Annotated in this window: 15 protein-coding genes; 13 read left to right on the top strand and 2 right to left on the bottom strand. The window is 63.7% G+C overall.

All coding sequences use genetic code 11. The annotated features are described in order from the left end of the window. The first annotated feature begins 21 nt into the window (after positions 1-21). The 8 genes from ACTDXD_RS07690 (at position 22) to ACTDXD_RS07655 (ending at position 8,889) form a co-directional block, all read left to right on the top strand. Positions 22-1,245 (top strand): serine hydrolase domain-containing protein, encoded by a 1,224-nt coding sequence (locus ACTDXD_RS07690; RefSeq protein ID WP_440126482.1) that lies wholly within the window; start codon positions 22-24, stop codon positions 1,243-1,245. A 113-nt stretch (positions 1,246-1,358) separates the two neighbouring features. Then, positions 1,359-1,583 carry a dodecin gene (locus ACTDXD_RS07685; protein WP_169690943.1) on the top strand — a complete coding sequence of 75 codons (225 nt, stop codon included), beginning with the start codon at positions 1,359-1,361 and terminating at the stop codon, positions 1,581-1,583. A gap of 123 nt (positions 1,584-1,706) precedes the next feature. After that, positions 1,707-3,386 (top strand): FAD-dependent oxidoreductase, encoded by a 1,680-nt coding sequence (locus ACTDXD_RS07680; protein ID WP_440126481.1) that lies wholly within the window; start codon positions 1,707-1,709, stop codon positions 3,384-3,386. A gap of 149 nt (positions 3,387-3,535) precedes the next feature. Next, positions 3,536-4,456: a L,D-transpeptidase gene (locus ACTDXD_RS07675; RefSeq protein ID WP_440127577.1), complete on the top strand. Its 921-nt coding sequence runs from the start codon at positions 3,536-3,538 to the stop codon at positions 4,454-4,456. A gap of 146 nt (positions 4,457-4,602) precedes the next feature. Beyond that, positions 4,603-5,529 carry a carbohydrate ABC transporter permease gene (locus ACTDXD_RS07670; protein WP_440126480.1) on the top strand — a complete coding sequence of 309 codons (927 nt, stop codon included), beginning with the start codon at positions 4,603-4,605 and terminating at the stop codon, positions 5,527-5,529. Continuing rightward, a complete protein-coding gene (locus ACTDXD_RS07665) occupies positions 5,526-6,419 on the top strand; it encodes a carbohydrate ABC transporter permease (protein ID WP_440126479.1) in 894 nt (297 codons plus the stop codon). The genes ACTDXD_RS07670 and ACTDXD_RS07665 overlap by 4 nt, the downstream gene beginning before the upstream one ends. Before the next feature lie 30 nt (positions 6,420-6,449). Next, positions 6,450-7,778 (top strand): ABC transporter substrate-binding protein, encoded by a 1,329-nt coding sequence (locus ACTDXD_RS07660; protein WP_440127576.1) that lies wholly within the window; start codon positions 6,450-6,452, stop codon positions 7,776-7,778. A 31-nt stretch (positions 7,779-7,809) separates the two neighbouring features. Continuing rightward, a complete protein-coding gene (locus ACTDXD_RS07655) occupies positions 7,810-8,889 on the top strand; it encodes an ABC transporter ATP-binding protein (RefSeq protein WP_440126478.1) in 1,080 nt (359 codons plus the stop codon). Here the strand turns inward: ACTDXD_RS07655 and ACTDXD_RS07650 are convergent. Then, the gene (locus ACTDXD_RS07650) at positions 8,884-9,654 is read right to left on the bottom strand and encodes a DeoR/GlpR family DNA-binding transcription regulator (protein WP_440126477.1); all 771 of its coding nucleotides are present in this window, start codon (positions 9,652-9,654) and stop codon (positions 8,884-8,886) included. The two genes, ACTDXD_RS07655 and ACTDXD_RS07650, sit on opposite strands and share 6 nt — an antisense overlap. 297 nt (positions 9,655-9,951) lie before the next feature. Here ACTDXD_RS07650 and fgd point away from each other — a divergent pair, with 297 nt between their 5' ends. The 3 genes from fgd to ACTDXD_RS07635 are packed head-to-tail and all read left to right on the top strand — an operon-like array spanning position 9,952 to position 12,916. Continuing rightward, positions 9,952-10,956, top strand: coding sequence for a glucose-6-phosphate dehydrogenase (coenzyme-F420) (gene fgd, locus ACTDXD_RS07645; RefSeq protein WP_440126476.1), 1,005 nt, complete (start codon positions 9,952-9,954; stop codon positions 10,954-10,956). A 16-nt stretch (positions 10,957-10,972) separates the two neighbouring features. Beyond that, on the top strand, positions 10,973-12,622 hold the full coding sequence (pgi, locus tag ACTDXD_RS07640) for a glucose-6-phosphate isomerase (protein WP_440126475.1): 1,650 nt from the start codon (positions 10,973-10,975) through the stop codon (positions 12,620-12,622). Between the two features lie 3 nt (positions 12,623-12,625). Beyond that, positions 12,626-12,916 (top strand): WhiB family transcriptional regulator, encoded by a 291-nt coding sequence (locus tag ACTDXD_RS07635; protein WP_440126474.1) that lies wholly within the window; start codon positions 12,626-12,628, stop codon positions 12,914-12,916. Between the two features lie 60 nt (positions 12,917-12,976). Here the strand turns inward: ACTDXD_RS07635 and ACTDXD_RS07630 are convergent, their stop codons facing one another. Next, complete coding sequence (locus tag ACTDXD_RS07630; protein WP_440126473.1) at positions 12,977-13,807, bottom strand: SDR family oxidoreductase; 831 nt, start codon at positions 13,805-13,807, stop codon at positions 12,977-12,979. Between the two features lie 86 nt (positions 13,808-13,893). Here ACTDXD_RS07630 and ACTDXD_RS07625 point away from each other — a divergent pair, with 86 nt between their 5' ends. Further along, positions 13,894-15,471: a methylmalonyl-CoA mutase family protein gene (locus ACTDXD_RS07625; RefSeq protein ID WP_440126472.1), complete on the top strand. Its 1,578-nt coding sequence runs from the start codon at positions 13,894-13,896 to the stop codon at positions 15,469-15,471. Further along, positions 15,471-15,866, top strand: coding sequence for a cobalamin B12-binding domain-containing protein (locus ACTDXD_RS07620; protein ID WP_440126471.1), 396 nt, complete (start codon positions 15,471-15,473; stop codon positions 15,864-15,866). The genes ACTDXD_RS07625 and ACTDXD_RS07620 overlap by 1 nt, the downstream gene beginning before the upstream one ends. The last annotated feature ends 45 nt before the right edge of the window (positions 15,867-15,911 follow it).

Below are 15,911 nucleotides of genomic sequence, written 5' to 3'. Positions count from 1 at the left end.
AACATCCGAGCGGAGGTGCCCATGAGCGTCCGGACGATCGACCGGGGCCAGGTTTCACGAGAGCAGGGTGTCCGAGAACTGCCCCCGACCGCCATGCACGTCGACCCGAGGTTCCTCCCGCTCGCCGACCGATTCTTCGCTCTCTACAAGGAACCGCAACACGGCGGCGGAGCCCTCACCGCATATCTGCACGGCGAGAAGGTGCTCGACATCTGGGCGGGTTGGGCCGAGCGCAACCGGCGGTGGAGCCGCGACACGATGACGCTGTCGTTCTCCACAGGTAAAGGCGTGGCCTCGACCGTCGTGCACAGACTCGCCGAGCGCGGGCTGATCGACTACTTCGCCCCGGTAGTGCAGTACTGGCCGGAGTTCGCGGCAGGCGGCAAGGGCTCGATCACCGTCGCCGACGTGATGACCCACAGCGCTGGTCTGCACCGTGTACGCGGGCTCGTACCGGGCAGCCACGGAATCCTCGACTACGACCGGACGGTCGCCGCGCTCGCGGCGGCACGCCCGGACAAGCGTCGTCATCGCGGTTCGGGCTACCACGCCGTCACCTACGGCTGGCTGGTCGCGGAGATCGCTGCGCGGGTCACCGGGAAGCCGTTCGTCGACGTGGTCGAAACCGAGATTGCCGAACCGCTGGGTATCGGCGACTTCTGGTATCGGGTTCCCGCCGGCGAACGACACCGCATCGCACCGCTGTTTCCACGGATCAGTCCGATGGGACTGAACTGGGGTATGAGCGCTTCGGTGTTGTCGAGGATCGGACCTACGCGCGGGCTCGCGGAAGCGGCGATGCCCGACGGATTCGACGAACTCGTCCGTGACCCGGCGGTCCACGATTCCGTCATGCCAGGCTGGAACGGCGTGTTCACGGCGCGTGCGCTTGCACGGATGTACGGGGCGATTGCCGCCGGTGGCGTACTCGACGGCAGGCGATTCCTCGATCCCGGGACGATCGCCGAGATGAACAAGGTGCGCCGCCGCGGCCACGACTACGTCCTCGGTGTCCCGATGGCGTGGCGACTCGGATACCACCAACCCGTGTTCGCGAGCACCGAGCGTCCGCGAGGTGCACTCGGGCATTACGGAGTGGGTGGTTCGGGAGCGTTCGCCGACCTCGACTCGGGTCTGTCGCTCGCGTTCACCACCAACCGTCTCGGCGCCGGGGCGATCCCGCTCGGTGACCTGCGTCTGGCCCGGCTCGGAGCGCTGGCACGCGAACTTGCAAGGAAGGCGTGAGCGTAATTCGCTCGGGTGGTGGAGATTGCCGTTCCGGCACGAAGCCGGGGCGAGGCGGGCAGTATCCGGAGCAGAACATTGCATGTCCTGTGCCGATACGTGAGGAGCGCGCCATGAGTCATGTGTACCGAGTGATCGAGGTGGTGGGGTCATCGACGACCGGGGTGGACGACGCGATCGCCAAGGCTGTCGCGCGGGCCGGGGAGACGACGCGCCACCTGGAATGGTTCGAAGTAGTCAACACGCGTGGTCACATCGATGATGGTGCTGTCGCGCACACGCAAGTTACGCTCAAGATCGGATTCCGGATCGAGTCCGGCGACGAATTGTCTGAATAGTGCATTCTCGCTACCGGCAATCGCCTGGTACGATTTGGGTAATGTGATTCTCGACCAAATCTGTAACGTGTTATAGTCTGGGGTTTCGACGACCCCACCCGGCACTCTCAGGCAGGTAGCGAAGTGGCTTATGTGATCACCCAGGCATGTTGCAACGACGTCTCATGCGTCGAAGTCTGCCCGGTCAACTGCATACACCCGACACCCGACGAGGCGCCGTTCGCAACGACGGAGATGCTCTACATCGACCCGGAGACCTGCATCGATTGCGGCGCCTGTGTCGACGAATGCCCGGTCGATGCGATCTTTGCGGACAACGAGATCACCCCCGAACAGGAGCCGTACCTCGAGATCAACGCCGCGTACTACGAGCGGTACCCGATCGGACCCGACTGGCCGGAGCTGCGCAGCCGCAAGAAGATCCCGGCAGATCTCGGAACGCTGCGCGTCGCGATCGTCGGCTCCGGTCCGGCCGCGTGCTACGCGGCGCAGGAACTCGTCTCGCACTCGAGTGTCCGGGTCGACATGTTCGACCGCCTGCCCACCCCGTACGGCCTGGTTCGTGCCGGGGTCGCGCCGGATCACCAGACCACCAAGGGAGTCGGCGACGTCTTCCGCAGCGCCATCGGTCACAAGAACACCCAGTGCTGGTTCAACGTCGAGGTCGGCACGCATATCACCCACGATGAGCTGCTTGCGCACCACCATGCTGTGATCTACGCGGTCGGTGCATCGAGCGACCGTCACCTCGGTGTGCCCGGCGAAGACCTCCCGGGCTCGCACGCCGCCACCGAGTTCGTCGCCTGGTACAACGGCCATCCCGACTACGCAGGCAGGCAGTTCGACCTCTCCGGCGAACGCGCCGTGATCATCGGCAACGGCAACGTCGCACTCGACGTCGCCCGCGCCCTGGTGATGAACCCCGATGAGCTCGCTCGCACCGACATGGCCGAGCACGCCGTCGAGGCACTGCGGAAGTCGAACATCGAAGAGGTCGTCGTCGTCGGACGACGCGGCCCGGCGCAGGCCGCGTACACCAACCCCGAGCTGCTCGCCCTCGGTCAGCTCGAGGGAATCGACGTCATCGTCGACCCCAACGAGATCCAACTCGATTCGGCCAGCCAGGCCATCCTCGACGATCCCGAGGTGGAGCCGCGGATCGCACTCAAGATGCGCCAGGTCGAGGGGTACGCGCAGAACAGCCCGAACCCCGGCAACAAGCGCATCGTGCTGCGGTACCTCGCGTCGCCGGTCGAGATCGCAGGCGAAGGCAGGGTCGAGTCGATCACCCTCGAGCGCAACGAACTCGTCGAATCCGACGGACGGCTGGACGCCCGCCCCACCGGCGAGACCGAGACGCTCACGACCGGTCTCGTGCTCCGCTCGATCGGATATCGCGGCACTGCCGTCGACAGTCTCCCGTTCGACGAGAAGAAGGGCGTCATCCCGAACGAGTCGGGCAAGGTCATCGACCCCGACACCGGCGACCCGGTCACCGGGGTCTACACGGCAGGCTGGATCAAGCGGGGCCCGAGCGGTGTGATCGGCACCAACAAGCAGTGCTCGGCCGAGACCGTCGCGCAGCTCGTCGACGACTTCATCGCAGGGCGTCTCGCCGAACCCGTGGCGGATCGGGAGAAGCTCGACACCCTGGTAGCCGAACGCCGCCCCGAGTACGTCGATTACAAGGGCTGGCAAGCCATCGACAAGCAGGAACGCGCACGTGGCAAGGCATCGGGAAGATCGCGTCTGAAGTTCGTCTCGATCGAGGAAATGCTCGCGGCGTCGAGGCCCGAAGCCTGACGTTCACTGCCTCCACCTCTACTGCCCGAATTGCTCGACGACGGGTCGGTGTGTGTAATGACGAGGTACGCCAGCGCCGCGGTCGGGGATGTGAAAACGCGACGCACCGTCGAACGATGGGTAATTTGTCGATGTCTGTGAAGCAGTCCATGCCCAAGAGTCGCCACCGTGCCACGCGCCGGGTCGGTCGCTTCGTCGCCGCCCTCACCGGCGCCGGCGCGGTCGCTCTCGCATTGGTCGGCCCTGCGGCCGCCGCACCGCTGTGGCCGGGTGGGCCGGAGGTGCCGAGTGTCGAAGACCTGATCGAGGGTCTCGCACCGGCGATCCCGGGTGCACCGCAACTCCCGGCGCCTCAGGCTCCGGCGGCGCCGTTCTCGGATCCGTCGCTGAATCCGTCTTCCGGTGAAACGGTCGGTGTCGCGCAACCCATCATCATCCGGTTCAACGAGCCCGTCGGCGACCGTGCCGCCGCCGAACGCGCAATCGAGATCACGTCGGAGCCGGCAGTCGGCGGCCATTTCTACTGGGCGTCGGATCAGCAGGTGCGATGGAAGCCGTTCGAGTTCTGGCCCGCGCACACCACCGTCGATGTCCGGGCGGGCGGCTCGCACTCGTCGTTCACCATCGGCGACGCCCTCGTGACGGTGGCCGACGACAACACCAAGACGATCACCGTCACCCGCAACGGCGAGGTGGTCCGGACCATGCCCACCTCCTTCGGAAAGCCCGGTTACGAAACCCCGAACGGCACATACATCGTCGGCGACAAGTTCCGCGACATGTACATGGACTCGTCCACGTACGGCGTGCCTGTCGACGACCCTGAGGGCTACCGCACGTACGTCGAATACGCGACGCGGATGTCCAACAGCGGCATCTTCATCCATGCAGCCCCGTGGTCCGAATGGGCGCAGGGCAACACAAACACCAGTCACGGCTGCCTCAACGTGAGTACCGCGGACGGTCAGTGGTTCTTCGAGAACGCCCGCAAGGGCGACCCGGTGATCGTGCAGAACACCGCGGGCGGCGTCCTGAACGGCTGGGACGGACTCGGAGACTGGAACCTCTGATACGCGCTGAGTTTCCGCCCCCTACCCGGTCGGGCGAGTGAATCATCGGTTCGATCCATCGAAACGCACGATACATTCGCTCGGAAAGGTAGGGGGCGTCTTCTTGTTGTAACCACTTGTTCGCCGATGACGGCCAAACTGCCTCGGTGTCATCGAGTCCGGAACGAACACTGCCGCAGACGAGTCGTGGACTCCGCGGCCGTCCCTGGACCGACTATGCGCTGTTCACGGTGCTTGTCGGGCCGAACCTCGCGCTGCTGATCCTGTTCACCTATCGACCCCTGGTGGACAACATCCGGCTGTCGTTCTTCGAATGGAACATCGCCAGTCCCACTGCGACGTTCATCGGATTCGGAAACTACCGCGAATGGTTCGGCAGGACCGATACCTGGCAGATCGTGGGAAACACGATTTTCTTCACCGCGGCTGCCGTCATCGGCTCGATGGTGGCCGGGCTGGGTCTCGCCCTGCTCCTCGACCGAAAACTGATCGGCCGCAACCTCGTCCGCTCCGCGCTGTTCGCACCGTTCGTCATCTCCGGCGCCGCTGTCGGTGTCGCCTTCCAGTTCGTATTCGATCCGAACTTCGGTCTCGTCCAAGATGTTCTGGCCCGGATCGGAATCGAATCGCCCAACTTCTACCAGGATCCCACCTGGGCGCTGGTGATGGTGACACTGACCTATCTGTGGAAGAACCTCGGCTATACCTTCGTCATCTATCTCGCCGCGTTGCAGGGACTGCGCCCCGAACTGAGTGAGGCCGCAGCGATCGACGGGGCATCCGGGTGGACCACTTTCCGCAGGGTCGTGCTACCGCAGCTTCGCCCGACCACATACTTCCTGTCGATCACAGTGCTGCTAAATTCGTTCCAGGTGTTCGACATCATCAACGTGATGACGCGCGGGGGCCCACTCGGCACCGGGACCACCACGATGGTGTTCCAGATCTACGACGAATCCTTCCGCAACTTCCGCGCCGGATACGGAGCAACTGTCGCCACCATCATGTTCATGGTGCTGCTTGCGGTGACCGTATACCAGGTGCGCATCATGGATCGAGGAGATCAGAAGTGACTGCTCTCGCCGACCGTCCTACCCTCCACGCCGAACCCGAGCCGGTGGATGCCGCTACCCACGTGCGACGCGAACGTCTCGTGAAGGTGTTCGGCTATGCCGCCATGCTGTGTGTTCTGATCATCGTGGGGTTGCCGCTGTACTGGATCGTCATGACTTCGTTCAAGGAGCGGCCGGACATCTACACGATCCCGGTGACGTGGTGGCCGGCCACGTTCCATCCTCAGAACTACTCCGAGGCTGTGCAATCCGTCGAGTTCTTTGCATTCCTCCGCAACTCGGTGATCATCACCTCGGTCCTCGCGGGCGTCAAATTCGTGCTCGGTGTACTCAGCGCGTACGGGCTGGTCTTCCTTCGTTTCCCCGGCAAGAACATCGTGTTCCTCGGTATCATCGCAGCGCTCATGGTGCCCAACCAGATCACCGTCATCTCCAACTACGCATTGATCGCGGAATGGGGGTGGCGCAACACCTTCCAGGGCATCATCGTTCCACTCGCGGGCGTCGCCTTCGGCACCTTCCTGATGCGAAATCACTTCCTGTCGATTCCGGCCGAGATCATCGAAGCCGCAAGGATGGACGGGGCCGGCCCGGTGCGGCTGCTGTGGCGGGTAGTGCTTCCGGTATCGGGGCCGACGATGGTCGCATTCGCGATCATCACCGTGGTGAACGAGTGGAACGAGTATCTGTGGCCATTTCTCATGGCGGACGACGCATCCGTAGCGCCACTGCCGATCGGGCTGACGCTGCTCCAGAACAACGACGGCGTCACCAATTGGGGTCCGGTCATGGCGGGCACTGTGCTCGCGATGCTCCCGATCCTCGTGGTTTTTCTTCTCCTGCAACGACACATGATCAAGGGCCTCACCTCCGGTGCGGTCAAGGGCTGAACACTCAGGGAGCTGGTAATGGGTATCGACATCAGGCAATTGAACAGGCGCGGCTTCCTTGGGCTGACGGGTCTCCTTGCGACGAGTGCGGCTCTGGCCGCGTGCGCAGGAACCGGCGACGGCTCGACCGGCTCGTCCGGCGCATCGGGGTCGGTAGGGTCCGGCGACGCCACCACGATCAACTTCTGGTCCAACCACCCCGGCAAGTCGATCGAGATCGAGAAAGAACTGATCGGCCGCTTCCAGGCGCAGAACCCCGGTCTGACGGTCAACCTGATCGACGGTGGCAAGAATTACGAAGAGGTGTCGCAGAAGTTCAACGCCGCGCTGACCGGTGGTGACCTGCCGGACGTCGTCGTCCTGTCCGACGTGTGGTGGTTCAACTACGCGATCACCGGTGCCATCACGCCGCTCGACGACCTGTTCGCGAGCGTCGGCGTCGACACCGACGATTACGTCGACTCGCTTCTCGCCGACTACCGGTACGACGGAATCCATTTCGCGCTTCCCTATGCGCGGTCGACGCCGCTGTTCTACTACAACAAGGACGTGTGGAATCAGGCCGGGCTGCCCGACCGCGGCCCCGAGTCGTGGGCGGAGTTCGACGAGTGGGGACCGCGCATTCAAGAGGTCGTCGGTGGTGGCAAGTGGGCGCATGGCTGGGGTAATGCCGCGGACTACCTCGGCTGGACGTTCGAGGGGCCGATCTGGACATTCGGCGGGGCCTACTCCGACGGCTGGGATCTGAAGTTCACCGACCCGAAGACCATCGAGGCAGGCAAGTTCCTCGAGGGCATGATCCACACCAAGAAGTACGCGTCCGTCTCGAACGACATCGCCAACGACTTCTCGGCCGGCCTCCTCGCGTCCACGATCGCGTCCACCGGTGACCTGTCCGGCATCACCAGCAACGCGGCCTTCGACTTCGGCACCGCATTCCTGCCCGCGCCGGACGGCCCCGGCTGCCCGACCGGTGGTGCAGGCCTTGCAATCCCATCCGGCATCTCCGACGAACGCAAAGCCAACGCGCTGAAGTTCATCGACTTCGTCACCAGCGGTGACAACACGGCGTATTTCTCTCAGAACACCGGGTACATGCCGGTCCGGAAGTCCGCGGTCGAGAACGACGACATGAAGAAGTACCTCGACCAGAACCCCAACGCGCGCACCGCCGTCGACCAGCTCGCAGTCACTCGGTCCCAGGACTACGCCCGCGTGTTCGTTCCTGGTGCCGACCAGGTGATCGGAACCGGTCTCGAGAAGATCGCGCTGCAGAACGCCGACGTCGCTGTGACATTCGCAGAGATTCAGGATCAGCTGCAGCAGATCATCGATCGCCAGATCACCCCGAACCTGTAAGCACACATTCACAGATAGAGGTACGGACCCAGTGGCCCAGATCAGTTTCCGGAATGTCACGCATCGCTACCCCGGTTCGGAGCGCCCGGCGGTCGATTCGCTCGACCTCGAGATCGCGAACGGCGAGTTCTTGGTGCTGGTGGGCCCATCCGGGTGCGGAAAGTCGACGAGTCTGCGCATGCTTGCCGGTCTCGAGGCGGTCGATTCCGGCCGCGTCGAGATCGGTGGACGCGACGTGACGGGATTGCCACCCAAGGCTCGTGATGTGGCGATGGTGTTCCAGAATTACGCGCTGTACCCGAACATGACCGTGGCCGAGAACATGGCTTTCGCGTTGCAGAACGGCGGGATGAAGAAACCCGAGCGTACGAAGCGTGTGCTCGAGGCTGCGAGAATGCTCGAACTCGAACAGCTGCTCGACCGCAAACCGGGCAAACTCTCGGGTGGACAGCGCCAACGAGTGGCCATGGGAAGAGCCATCGTTCGTCACCCGGCGGTGTTCTGTATGGACGAACCGCTGTCGAACCTCGACGCGAAACTACGGGTGAGTACCCGGGCCCAGATCGCCGAGCTCCAGCGCAGACTGGAGACCACGACGGTGTATGTCACCCACGATCAGGTCGAGGCAATGACGATGGGGGACCGGGTCGCAGTGCTCGATGGTGGCCGGTTGCAGCAGGTCGCCGCCCCGCGGACACTCTACGACGACCCCGTCAACACTTTCGTGGCCGGATTCGTCGGGTCGCCAGGAATGAACCTCGTCGAGGTGCCGGTGCAGGACGGGTCGGCGAAGCTCGGCGCGCTGCAGATTTCGGCGCCCCGGTCCATCGACGCCGGTCGCGTGGTGCTGGGAGTGCGGCCGGAATCGTGGACGCCGGTCGGAGCATGGCGAAACGATTCGTGGACATTGCGGACGGTACTCGTCGAGGAACTCGGTGCCGAATCGTTCGTTCACGCGGTATCGGCGGACCCGGCCGACGGTGTCGGGAAGATCGTGGTGCGGTGGGATCGGCGAACCCCCATCGCGAACGGTGACGAAATCTACTTGATTCCGAAATCCGGTGAGGTCTGCTTCTTTTCGGCCGAAACCGGCAGACGCATCAGGTCATGACGCGGGGGGTACGTCGGCAATCATCAAGGCATCGCCGTAGAGTTCGCGTTGGTCGCCGTCGAGCCCGGAGTCGGTGACAATCGTGTTCACCTCATCGAGGGCAGCCACCTTTGCGAGGGCTCGCCGCCCGAACTTGGCGTGGTCGGCGACGACCACCGTGTGTGCGGCCGCGGCGATCAGGGCGCGTTTGATGGGAACCTCGAGCGTGTTGTTGTTGGTGATTCCGGCGGCAGGATCGATCGCGTCTGCCCCGAGGAACGCCCAATCGGCCGAATAGTGCGACATGAACCGGACGGCATGGTCGCCGATCAGCGTGTAGACGGAGCCGAGCAACTCGCCCCCGGATACCAGCAGCCGTACGTCGGGGAACGACGCGACGAACTTCGCGATACGGAGATCGTTGGTGAGCACGGTCAGCGACGATTTCTCACGGAGCGCGACCGCCACCTCATAGGTGGTGGAGCCGCTGTCGAGAATGACACTGTCGCCGTCGGACACGAGGGCGGCACCGACCGACGCGATCGCCGATTTCTCGGCGCGGCGTACGTCCTGTTTGAGCGCGTACGGGACTTCGAACGACGCGCCATCGATCGCCTTGGCGCCCCCGTGAGTACGTTCGACCCTGCCGTCGCGGGCCAGTGCGTCGAGGTCGCGCCGGATGGTGGAGGAGTCGACGCCGAGGGCCGCCGACAGTGTCTTCGCGTCGACATATCCGTCGGCGAGTACTCGAGTGAAGATCTCACGTCGTCGTGCGCTCGCGGACACGAATGCTCCTCGGATCGGTGCGTGGGTATTGGGCGGTCGAGATCGAGAGTCTGCTCGATTGGTGACGACCATAGCGCACCGACACGCAGAACGCGCGTAGATGTTGACACTCCTGCGCGAAACTGTGCATTATTTCGAGCAGAACGTGCACGTTCTCGCGCAGAACTCGCGAAGTTGTCACGAACCTGAAGTTTACCGAGAAGAGAAGTTCGCCCAGAACACCGGAACCGCCGAGGTTCCTCGACTTACGGACCTCGGTCGACCGCATACGACGTCGTCTTTCGGAGGTCACACGTAATGCTCAAGTTGGGATACAAGGCATCGGCCGAGCAGTTCGGTCCGCGTGAACTGGTCGAGCTCGGTGTGCTCGCCGAGGCGCATGGGATGGATTCGGCGACGGTGTCGGATCATTTCCAGCCGTGGCGGCACAACGGTGGGCATGCGCCGTTCTCGTTGGCGTGGATGACGGCGGTGGGGGAACGTACCGAGCGGTTGCAGTTGGGGACGTCGGTGCTCACGCCGACGTTCCGGTACAACCCGGCGGTGATCGCGCAGGCGTTCGCGACGATGGGGTGTTTGTATCCGGGGCGGGTGATGCTGGGTGTGGGGACCGGTGAGGCGCTCAATGAGATCGCGACGGGGTACAGCGATGCGTGGCCGGAGTTCAAGGAGCGGTTTGCTCGTCTTCGGGAGTCGGTGCGGTTGATGCGGGCGTTGTGGACCGGTGATCGTGTGGATTTCGAGGGGGAGTTCTACCGGACGGTGGGGGCGTCGATCTATGACGTGCCCGACGGTGGTGTTCCGGTGTATGTCGCGGCGGGTGGTCCGGTGGTGGCGCGGTATGCGGGTCGGGCGGGTGATGGGTTCATCTGTACCTCGGGTAAGGGGATGGAGTTGTACACCGACAAGTTGTTGCCTGCGGTGGCCGAGGGTGCGGCAAAGGCCGAGCGTGAGGTGGCGGGGATCGACAAGATGATCGAGATCAAGATTTCGTATGACACGGATCCGGAGTTGGCGCTGGAGAATACGCGGTTCTGGGCGCCGTTGTCGTTGACGCCGGAGCAGAAGCATTCGATCGAGGATCCGGTGGAGATGGAGGCGGCTGCCGACGCTCTGCCGATCGAGCACGTGGCGAAGCGGTGGATTGTGGCGTCGGATCCGGATGCCGCGGTCGAACAGGTCAGGGCGTATATCGATGCCGGTCTCAACCATTTGGTCTTTCACGCGCCGGGTCATGATCAGAGGCGTTTTCTGGAGTTGTTCGAGCGGGATCTGGCTCCGCGTCTGCGCGCCCTCGCGTGAACGGACGGACGACGAGATGACTTCGGTTGCACAGAATGTGACCACCCTTCCGCAGTGGAAGGCGCTCGACGCCCATCGCGCCGATGTCGAGTCGTTGCACTTGCGCGAATTGTTCACGGCAGATCCTGCCCGGACCACGGCGATGACAGTCACCGCCGCGGATCTGGAGATCGACTACAGCAAACACCGGATCACCACCCACACGAGGGATCTGCTCCTCGACCTCGCTCGCGCGACGGGGGTCGAGGCCTCACGCGACCGGATGTTCGCCGGTGAGCACATCAACGTCACCGAGGACCGAGCGGTCCTGCACACCGCGCTGCGGCTGCCGTCGACCGCACAGTTGCGGATCGACAGTGAGAATGTGGTAGCCCACGTGCACGAGGTGCTCGAGGCGATGGGTGAGTTCACCGACCGCGTCCGCGACGGCCGGTGGCGCGGAGCGACCGGCGAGAAGATCGCGACGGTGGTCAACATCGGGATCGGTGGATCGGACCTGGGACCGGTGATGGTGACGCGTGCCCTGCGGCACTACCACGACGGTCCGCAGGTGCGATTCGTGTCGAATGTCGATCCGGCCGATCTCACGGCGGCCCTCCACGGTCTGAATCCGGCGACGACATTGTTCATCGTGGCCTCCAAGACGTTCTCGACGGTCGAGACCCTGACGAACGCGACCTCTGCGAGACGCTGGCTTGTCGCGACGCTCGGAGATGACGCGGTCGCGGCGCATTTCGTGGCGGTGTCCACACACGCACAGCGGGTCGAAGAGTTCGGGATCGACCCGGCCAACATGTTCGGCTTCTGGGACTGGGTCGGCGGACGGTACTCGGTGGGGTCTGCGATCGGGCTGTCGGTGATGTGTGCGGTCGGTCGAGAGCGATTCGCCGAACTGCTCGAAGGGTTCCACCGCGTCGACACCCACTTCCGAACGGCGCCCCTCGAGAAGAACACTCCGGTCCTGCTCGGCCTGCTCGGCGTGTGGTACACGAGTTTCCTGGGTGCGCAATCGCGTGCTGTGCTGCCGTACTCCAACGACCTCGTACGTTTTCCCGCCTACCTGCAGCAGCTGACCATGGAGTCGAACGGCAAATCGATACGCGCCGACGGAACTCCGGTGGGATGCGCGACCGGCGAGATCTTCTGGGGCGAGCCGGGAACGAACGGACAGCATGCGTTCTATCAGTTACTTCATCAGGGAACGCACCTGGTACCTGCCGATTTCATCGGATTCGCCACGTCGACGGACGACCTTCCCACTGCCGACGGAACCGGAAGTATGCACGATGTGCTCATGGCGAACTGCTTCGCGCAGTCGAAGGTGATGGCATTCGGCCGCACTGCAAACCAAGTGCGGGCCGACGGCACGCCCGAAGAGTTGGTGGCACACAAAGTGATGCCGGGTAATCAGCCGTCGACGACCATCCTTGCACCGAAACTGACCCCGTCGACACTCGGGCAGCTCATCGCGCTGTACGAGCATCAGGTGTTTGTTCAGGGCGTCGTGTGGGGGATCGACTCGTTCGACCAGTGGGGTGTGGAACTGGGGAAGGTGCAGGCAACGCAACTGCAGGCGGCGTTGACCGAAGGCAGCGATCCTGCGACCGGTGATGCGTCCACCGACGCCCTCATCCGAATCTATCGAGAGATGTCGAAGGGAGAGTGACCCATGCCCGCTCTGAAACTGCTCAAACTTCCTCCGCCGGTCGCGGAGTCGTGGGACTGGCAGATGGACGCCGCATGCCGCGACGTCGACGGCGCGATCTTCTTCCACCCCGACAACGAGCGCGGCGAACCGCGAGAGGAGCGAATCGAGGCTGCGAAGCGGATCTGCCACTCGTGCCCGGTGAGTATGCAATGCCTTCGCTACGCTCTGGAATCCGGTGAGCGATACGGGGTATGGGGCGGTATGACCGAGGAGGAACGACAGGCTGCACGCAGGCGGCGTGTGGTCCGATAGCGCGCCGATGCACAACGGCACCGAGTGAATGCACTCGGTGCCGTTGTGCGTGTGCGATTTTCAGGCGTCGAGGAACAGATCCCGTTGCGGGTTGTCGCCACCACCGTAACGCGAGAGATCGGTGATACCCGCCGCAGTGAGCACGTCGGCGTCGATATAGCACTTTCCGCTGGTGGTCTTCGCAGGACTCGACAGGATTGCCACCGCGGCGTCGGCCATGATCTCGGGGCTGCGCGACGAGGACAGCAGGTTATCGCCGTCCTGCATGTTCGCGACCGCTGAGGTGGCGATATAGGTCTCCGGCCACAGGCAGTTAGCGGCGATTCCTGCCTCGGCGTACTCTGCCGCGAACCCCAGTGTCAGCAGCGACATTCCGTACTTGGACAGCGTGTACGCGGGATGCGCGCCCAGCCAGTACGGGTTCATGTTGATCGGCGGGGCGATCGTGAGGATGTGTCCGTTCTCGGACTTGCGTAGATGCGGCAGGGCTGCCTTCGTGAGGAGGAAGGTACCCCGGCAGTTGATCTCCTGCATCAGGTCGTATTTCTTCGCGGACAGATGCTCGGTCGGTTCGGTACCGATCGCGCTCGCGTTGTTGACGCACATGTCGATGCCGCCGAATCGTTCGACGGCGGTGTCGACGGCGCGCTGTACGTCCTCCTCCTTGCGTACGTCGCCGACGATCGCGACGGCTTTTCCGCCGGCCGCTTCGATGTCGGCGACAGCCGTGTGCACGGTGCCCTTCAACTTCGGGTGGGGTTCGCCGGTCTTGGCCAGGAGCACTACGTTCGCGCCCTGCGCTGCGGCTGCGACGGCGATCGCAAGTCCGATGCCGCGGCTGGCGCCGGACACAACCATCGTGCGGTCGCGAAGTGCATGCTGGCTCGTCATCGTTCTCCCTACTCGGATTTCATACCACTGACTCGTTCTCACCGATGATATTGGCATTCTCATTTTCTGCAAGTAAGGTATCCGGCGTGAGCGATATCGTGGAAACCTCGTCCGGGATCCCGCTCGATCCGGTTTACGGGTCGGGGGACCGAGAGCGTGAACTACCCCTGCCCGGAAAATTCCCCTTCACCCGTGGGAACTTCGCTTCCGGTTATCGGGGACGGCTGTGGACCTTCCGTCAGTACTCGGGCTTCGGCACCGCCGAGGAATCCAACCGTCGCTACAGATACCTGCTCGAACAGGGCGGGACCGGGCTCTCGGTCGCGCTGGACCTGCCCACCCAGTGCGGTTACGACTCCGATGACCCCGAGGTCACCGAGGAGGTGGGGCGCGTCGGCGTCGCCGTCGACACCCTCGCCGACGCCGAGATCCTCTTCGACGGCATCCCCCTCGACAAGATCAGCACCAGCTTCACGATCAACGGCACCGCCGCGATTCTGCTTGCCTTCTATGTGGCTGCTGCCGAACGCAAGGGTGTGTCGCGAGAGAAGCTCACCGGCACCATCCAGAACGACATCCTCAAAGAGTATGCGTCCAGGGGCACCTGGATCTGGCCGCCCGAGCCATCCTTGCGACTGATTGCCGACACGATCGAATTCTGTGCCGCAGAAGTTCCGCGTTTCAATGCGATCTCGGTGGCAGGCGCACACTTCCGCGATGCGGGAGCCAACGCGGTCCAGGAGATGGCCTTCACCCTTGCCGACGGGGTCACGTACTGCGACACCGTGATCGAACGCGGCCGCATGACCATCGACCAGTTCGCGCCGCAGATCTCGTTCTTCTTCTACACACACGGCGACTTCTTCGAGGAAATCGCCAAATATCGTGCAGGACGGCGTCGTTGGGCGACGATCGTCCGCGAGCGTTACGGTGCCACCACCGACAAGGCATCGATGTTCCGGTTCGGTTGTGTCGCGGGTGGAGCTTCGCTCTACGCGCCGCAGGCGCAGAACAATCTCGTCCGTGTGGCCTACGAATCCATGGCCTCTGTGCTCGGCGGCGTTCAGTCGATGTTCACTGCGGCATGGGACGAACCGTTCGCACTGCCGAGCGAGGAATCCGCGACGCTCGCACTACGCACCCAGCAGGTGCTCGCCTACGAGACCGGCGTGACCCGAGTGGCCGATCCGCTCGGAGGGTCCTATTTCGTCGAGGCACTCACCGACCGCACAGAAGAACGCATCATCGAGATCATGACCGACCTCGAGCAACACGGCGGCATGGTCCGCGCTATCGAGGACGGGTACCTCCAGGGCCTCATCGCCGACGAGGCGTACAAGCTCCACCAGGAGATCGAAGGCGGCGAGCGTCCCGTCGTCGGAGTCAACAAATTCGTCTCCGACGAGCCCGCGCCGGAGATCTCCACCTACGAACTCGATGCCGAAGGCCGTGAGATGCAGCTGAAGCGCCTCGCGAAAGTGAAGGCCGAGCGTGATCCCGAGGCCGTGCGCAGCACCCTCGCCGCACTGTCCCGCGCCGCGGAAGGAACCGACAATCTGATGCACTCCCTGATCGACTGCGCCAACGCCTACTGCACGGTCGGCGAAATGGTGTCCGCGCTGAAGTCCGTATGGGGCGAGTTCCAGCAGCCGGTGGTGTTCTGATGACCGCCCGCGTTCTCGTCGCAAAGCCCGGACTCGACGGCCACGATCGTGGCGCCAAGATCGTGGCGCGCGCTCTGCGCGACGCCGGCTTCGAGGTGATCTACACCGGAATCCGCCAGAAGGTCGAGGACATCGTGTCCATCGCCATCCAAGAGGACGTCGCGGTGGTGGGTCTGAGCATTCTCTCGGGTGCGCACGTCGCATTGACGACGAAGGTCGTCGAGGCTTTGCGTGCTGCAGACGCAGGTGACATCGACGTGATCGTCGGAGGCACCATTCCTCAGTCCGACGTTCCCAAACTTCTCGCAGCGGGCGCTGCCGCAGTGTTCCCCACCAGCACGCCACTCGACGAATTGGTAGCGGGAGTGCGCAAGCTGACCGAGAACACACGCTGAGCGGAATCAAGTCCAGATGTAGTCACTTTCGAGCCCGGCCCACCG

Source organism: Rhodococcus sp. SJ-3 (assembly GCF_051918125.1).
Lineage (GTDB): Bacteria > Actinomycetota > Actinomycetes > Mycobacteriales > Mycobacteriaceae > Rhodococcus.
The sequence above is the reverse complement of the archived record's forward strand: the minus strand, read 5'-3'. Positions and strand labels throughout refer to the sequence as shown.

What these genes read in the sequence shown, in the direction of transcription:
- ACTDXD_RS07635 (WP_440126474.1), top strand. Translation starts at nt 12,626, where the DNA reads ATGCCCGCTCTGAAACTGCTCAAACTTCCTCCGCCGGTCGCGGAGTCG.
- ACTDXD_RS07685 (WP_169690943.1), top strand. Translation starts at nt 1,359, where the DNA reads ATGAGTCATGTGTACCGAGTGATCGAGGTGGTGGGGTCATCGACGACC.
- ACTDXD_RS07620 (WP_440126471.1), top strand. Translation starts at nt 15,471, where the DNA reads ATGACCGCCCGCGTTCTCGTCGCAAAGCCCGGACTCGACGGCCACGAT.
- ACTDXD_RS07630 (WP_440126473.1), bottom strand. Translation starts at nt 13,807, where the DNA reads ATGACGAGCCAGCATGCACTTCGCGACCGCACGATGGTTGTGTCCGGC.
- ACTDXD_RS07690 (WP_440126482.1), top strand. Translation starts at nt 22, where the DNA reads ATGAGCGTCCGGACGATCGACCGGGGCCAGGTTTCACGAGAGCAGGGT.
- pgi (WP_440126475.1), top strand. Translation starts at nt 10,973, where the DNA reads ATGACTTCGGTTGCACAGAATGTGACCACCCTTCCGCAGTGGAAGGCG.
- ACTDXD_RS07675 (WP_440127577.1), top strand. Translation starts at nt 3,536, where the DNA reads ATGCCCAAGAGTCGCCACCGTGCCACGCGCCGGGTCGGTCGCTTCGTC.
- fgd (WP_440126476.1), top strand. Translation starts at nt 9,952, where the DNA reads ATGCTCAAGTTGGGATACAAGGCATCGGCCGAGCAGTTCGGTCCGCGT.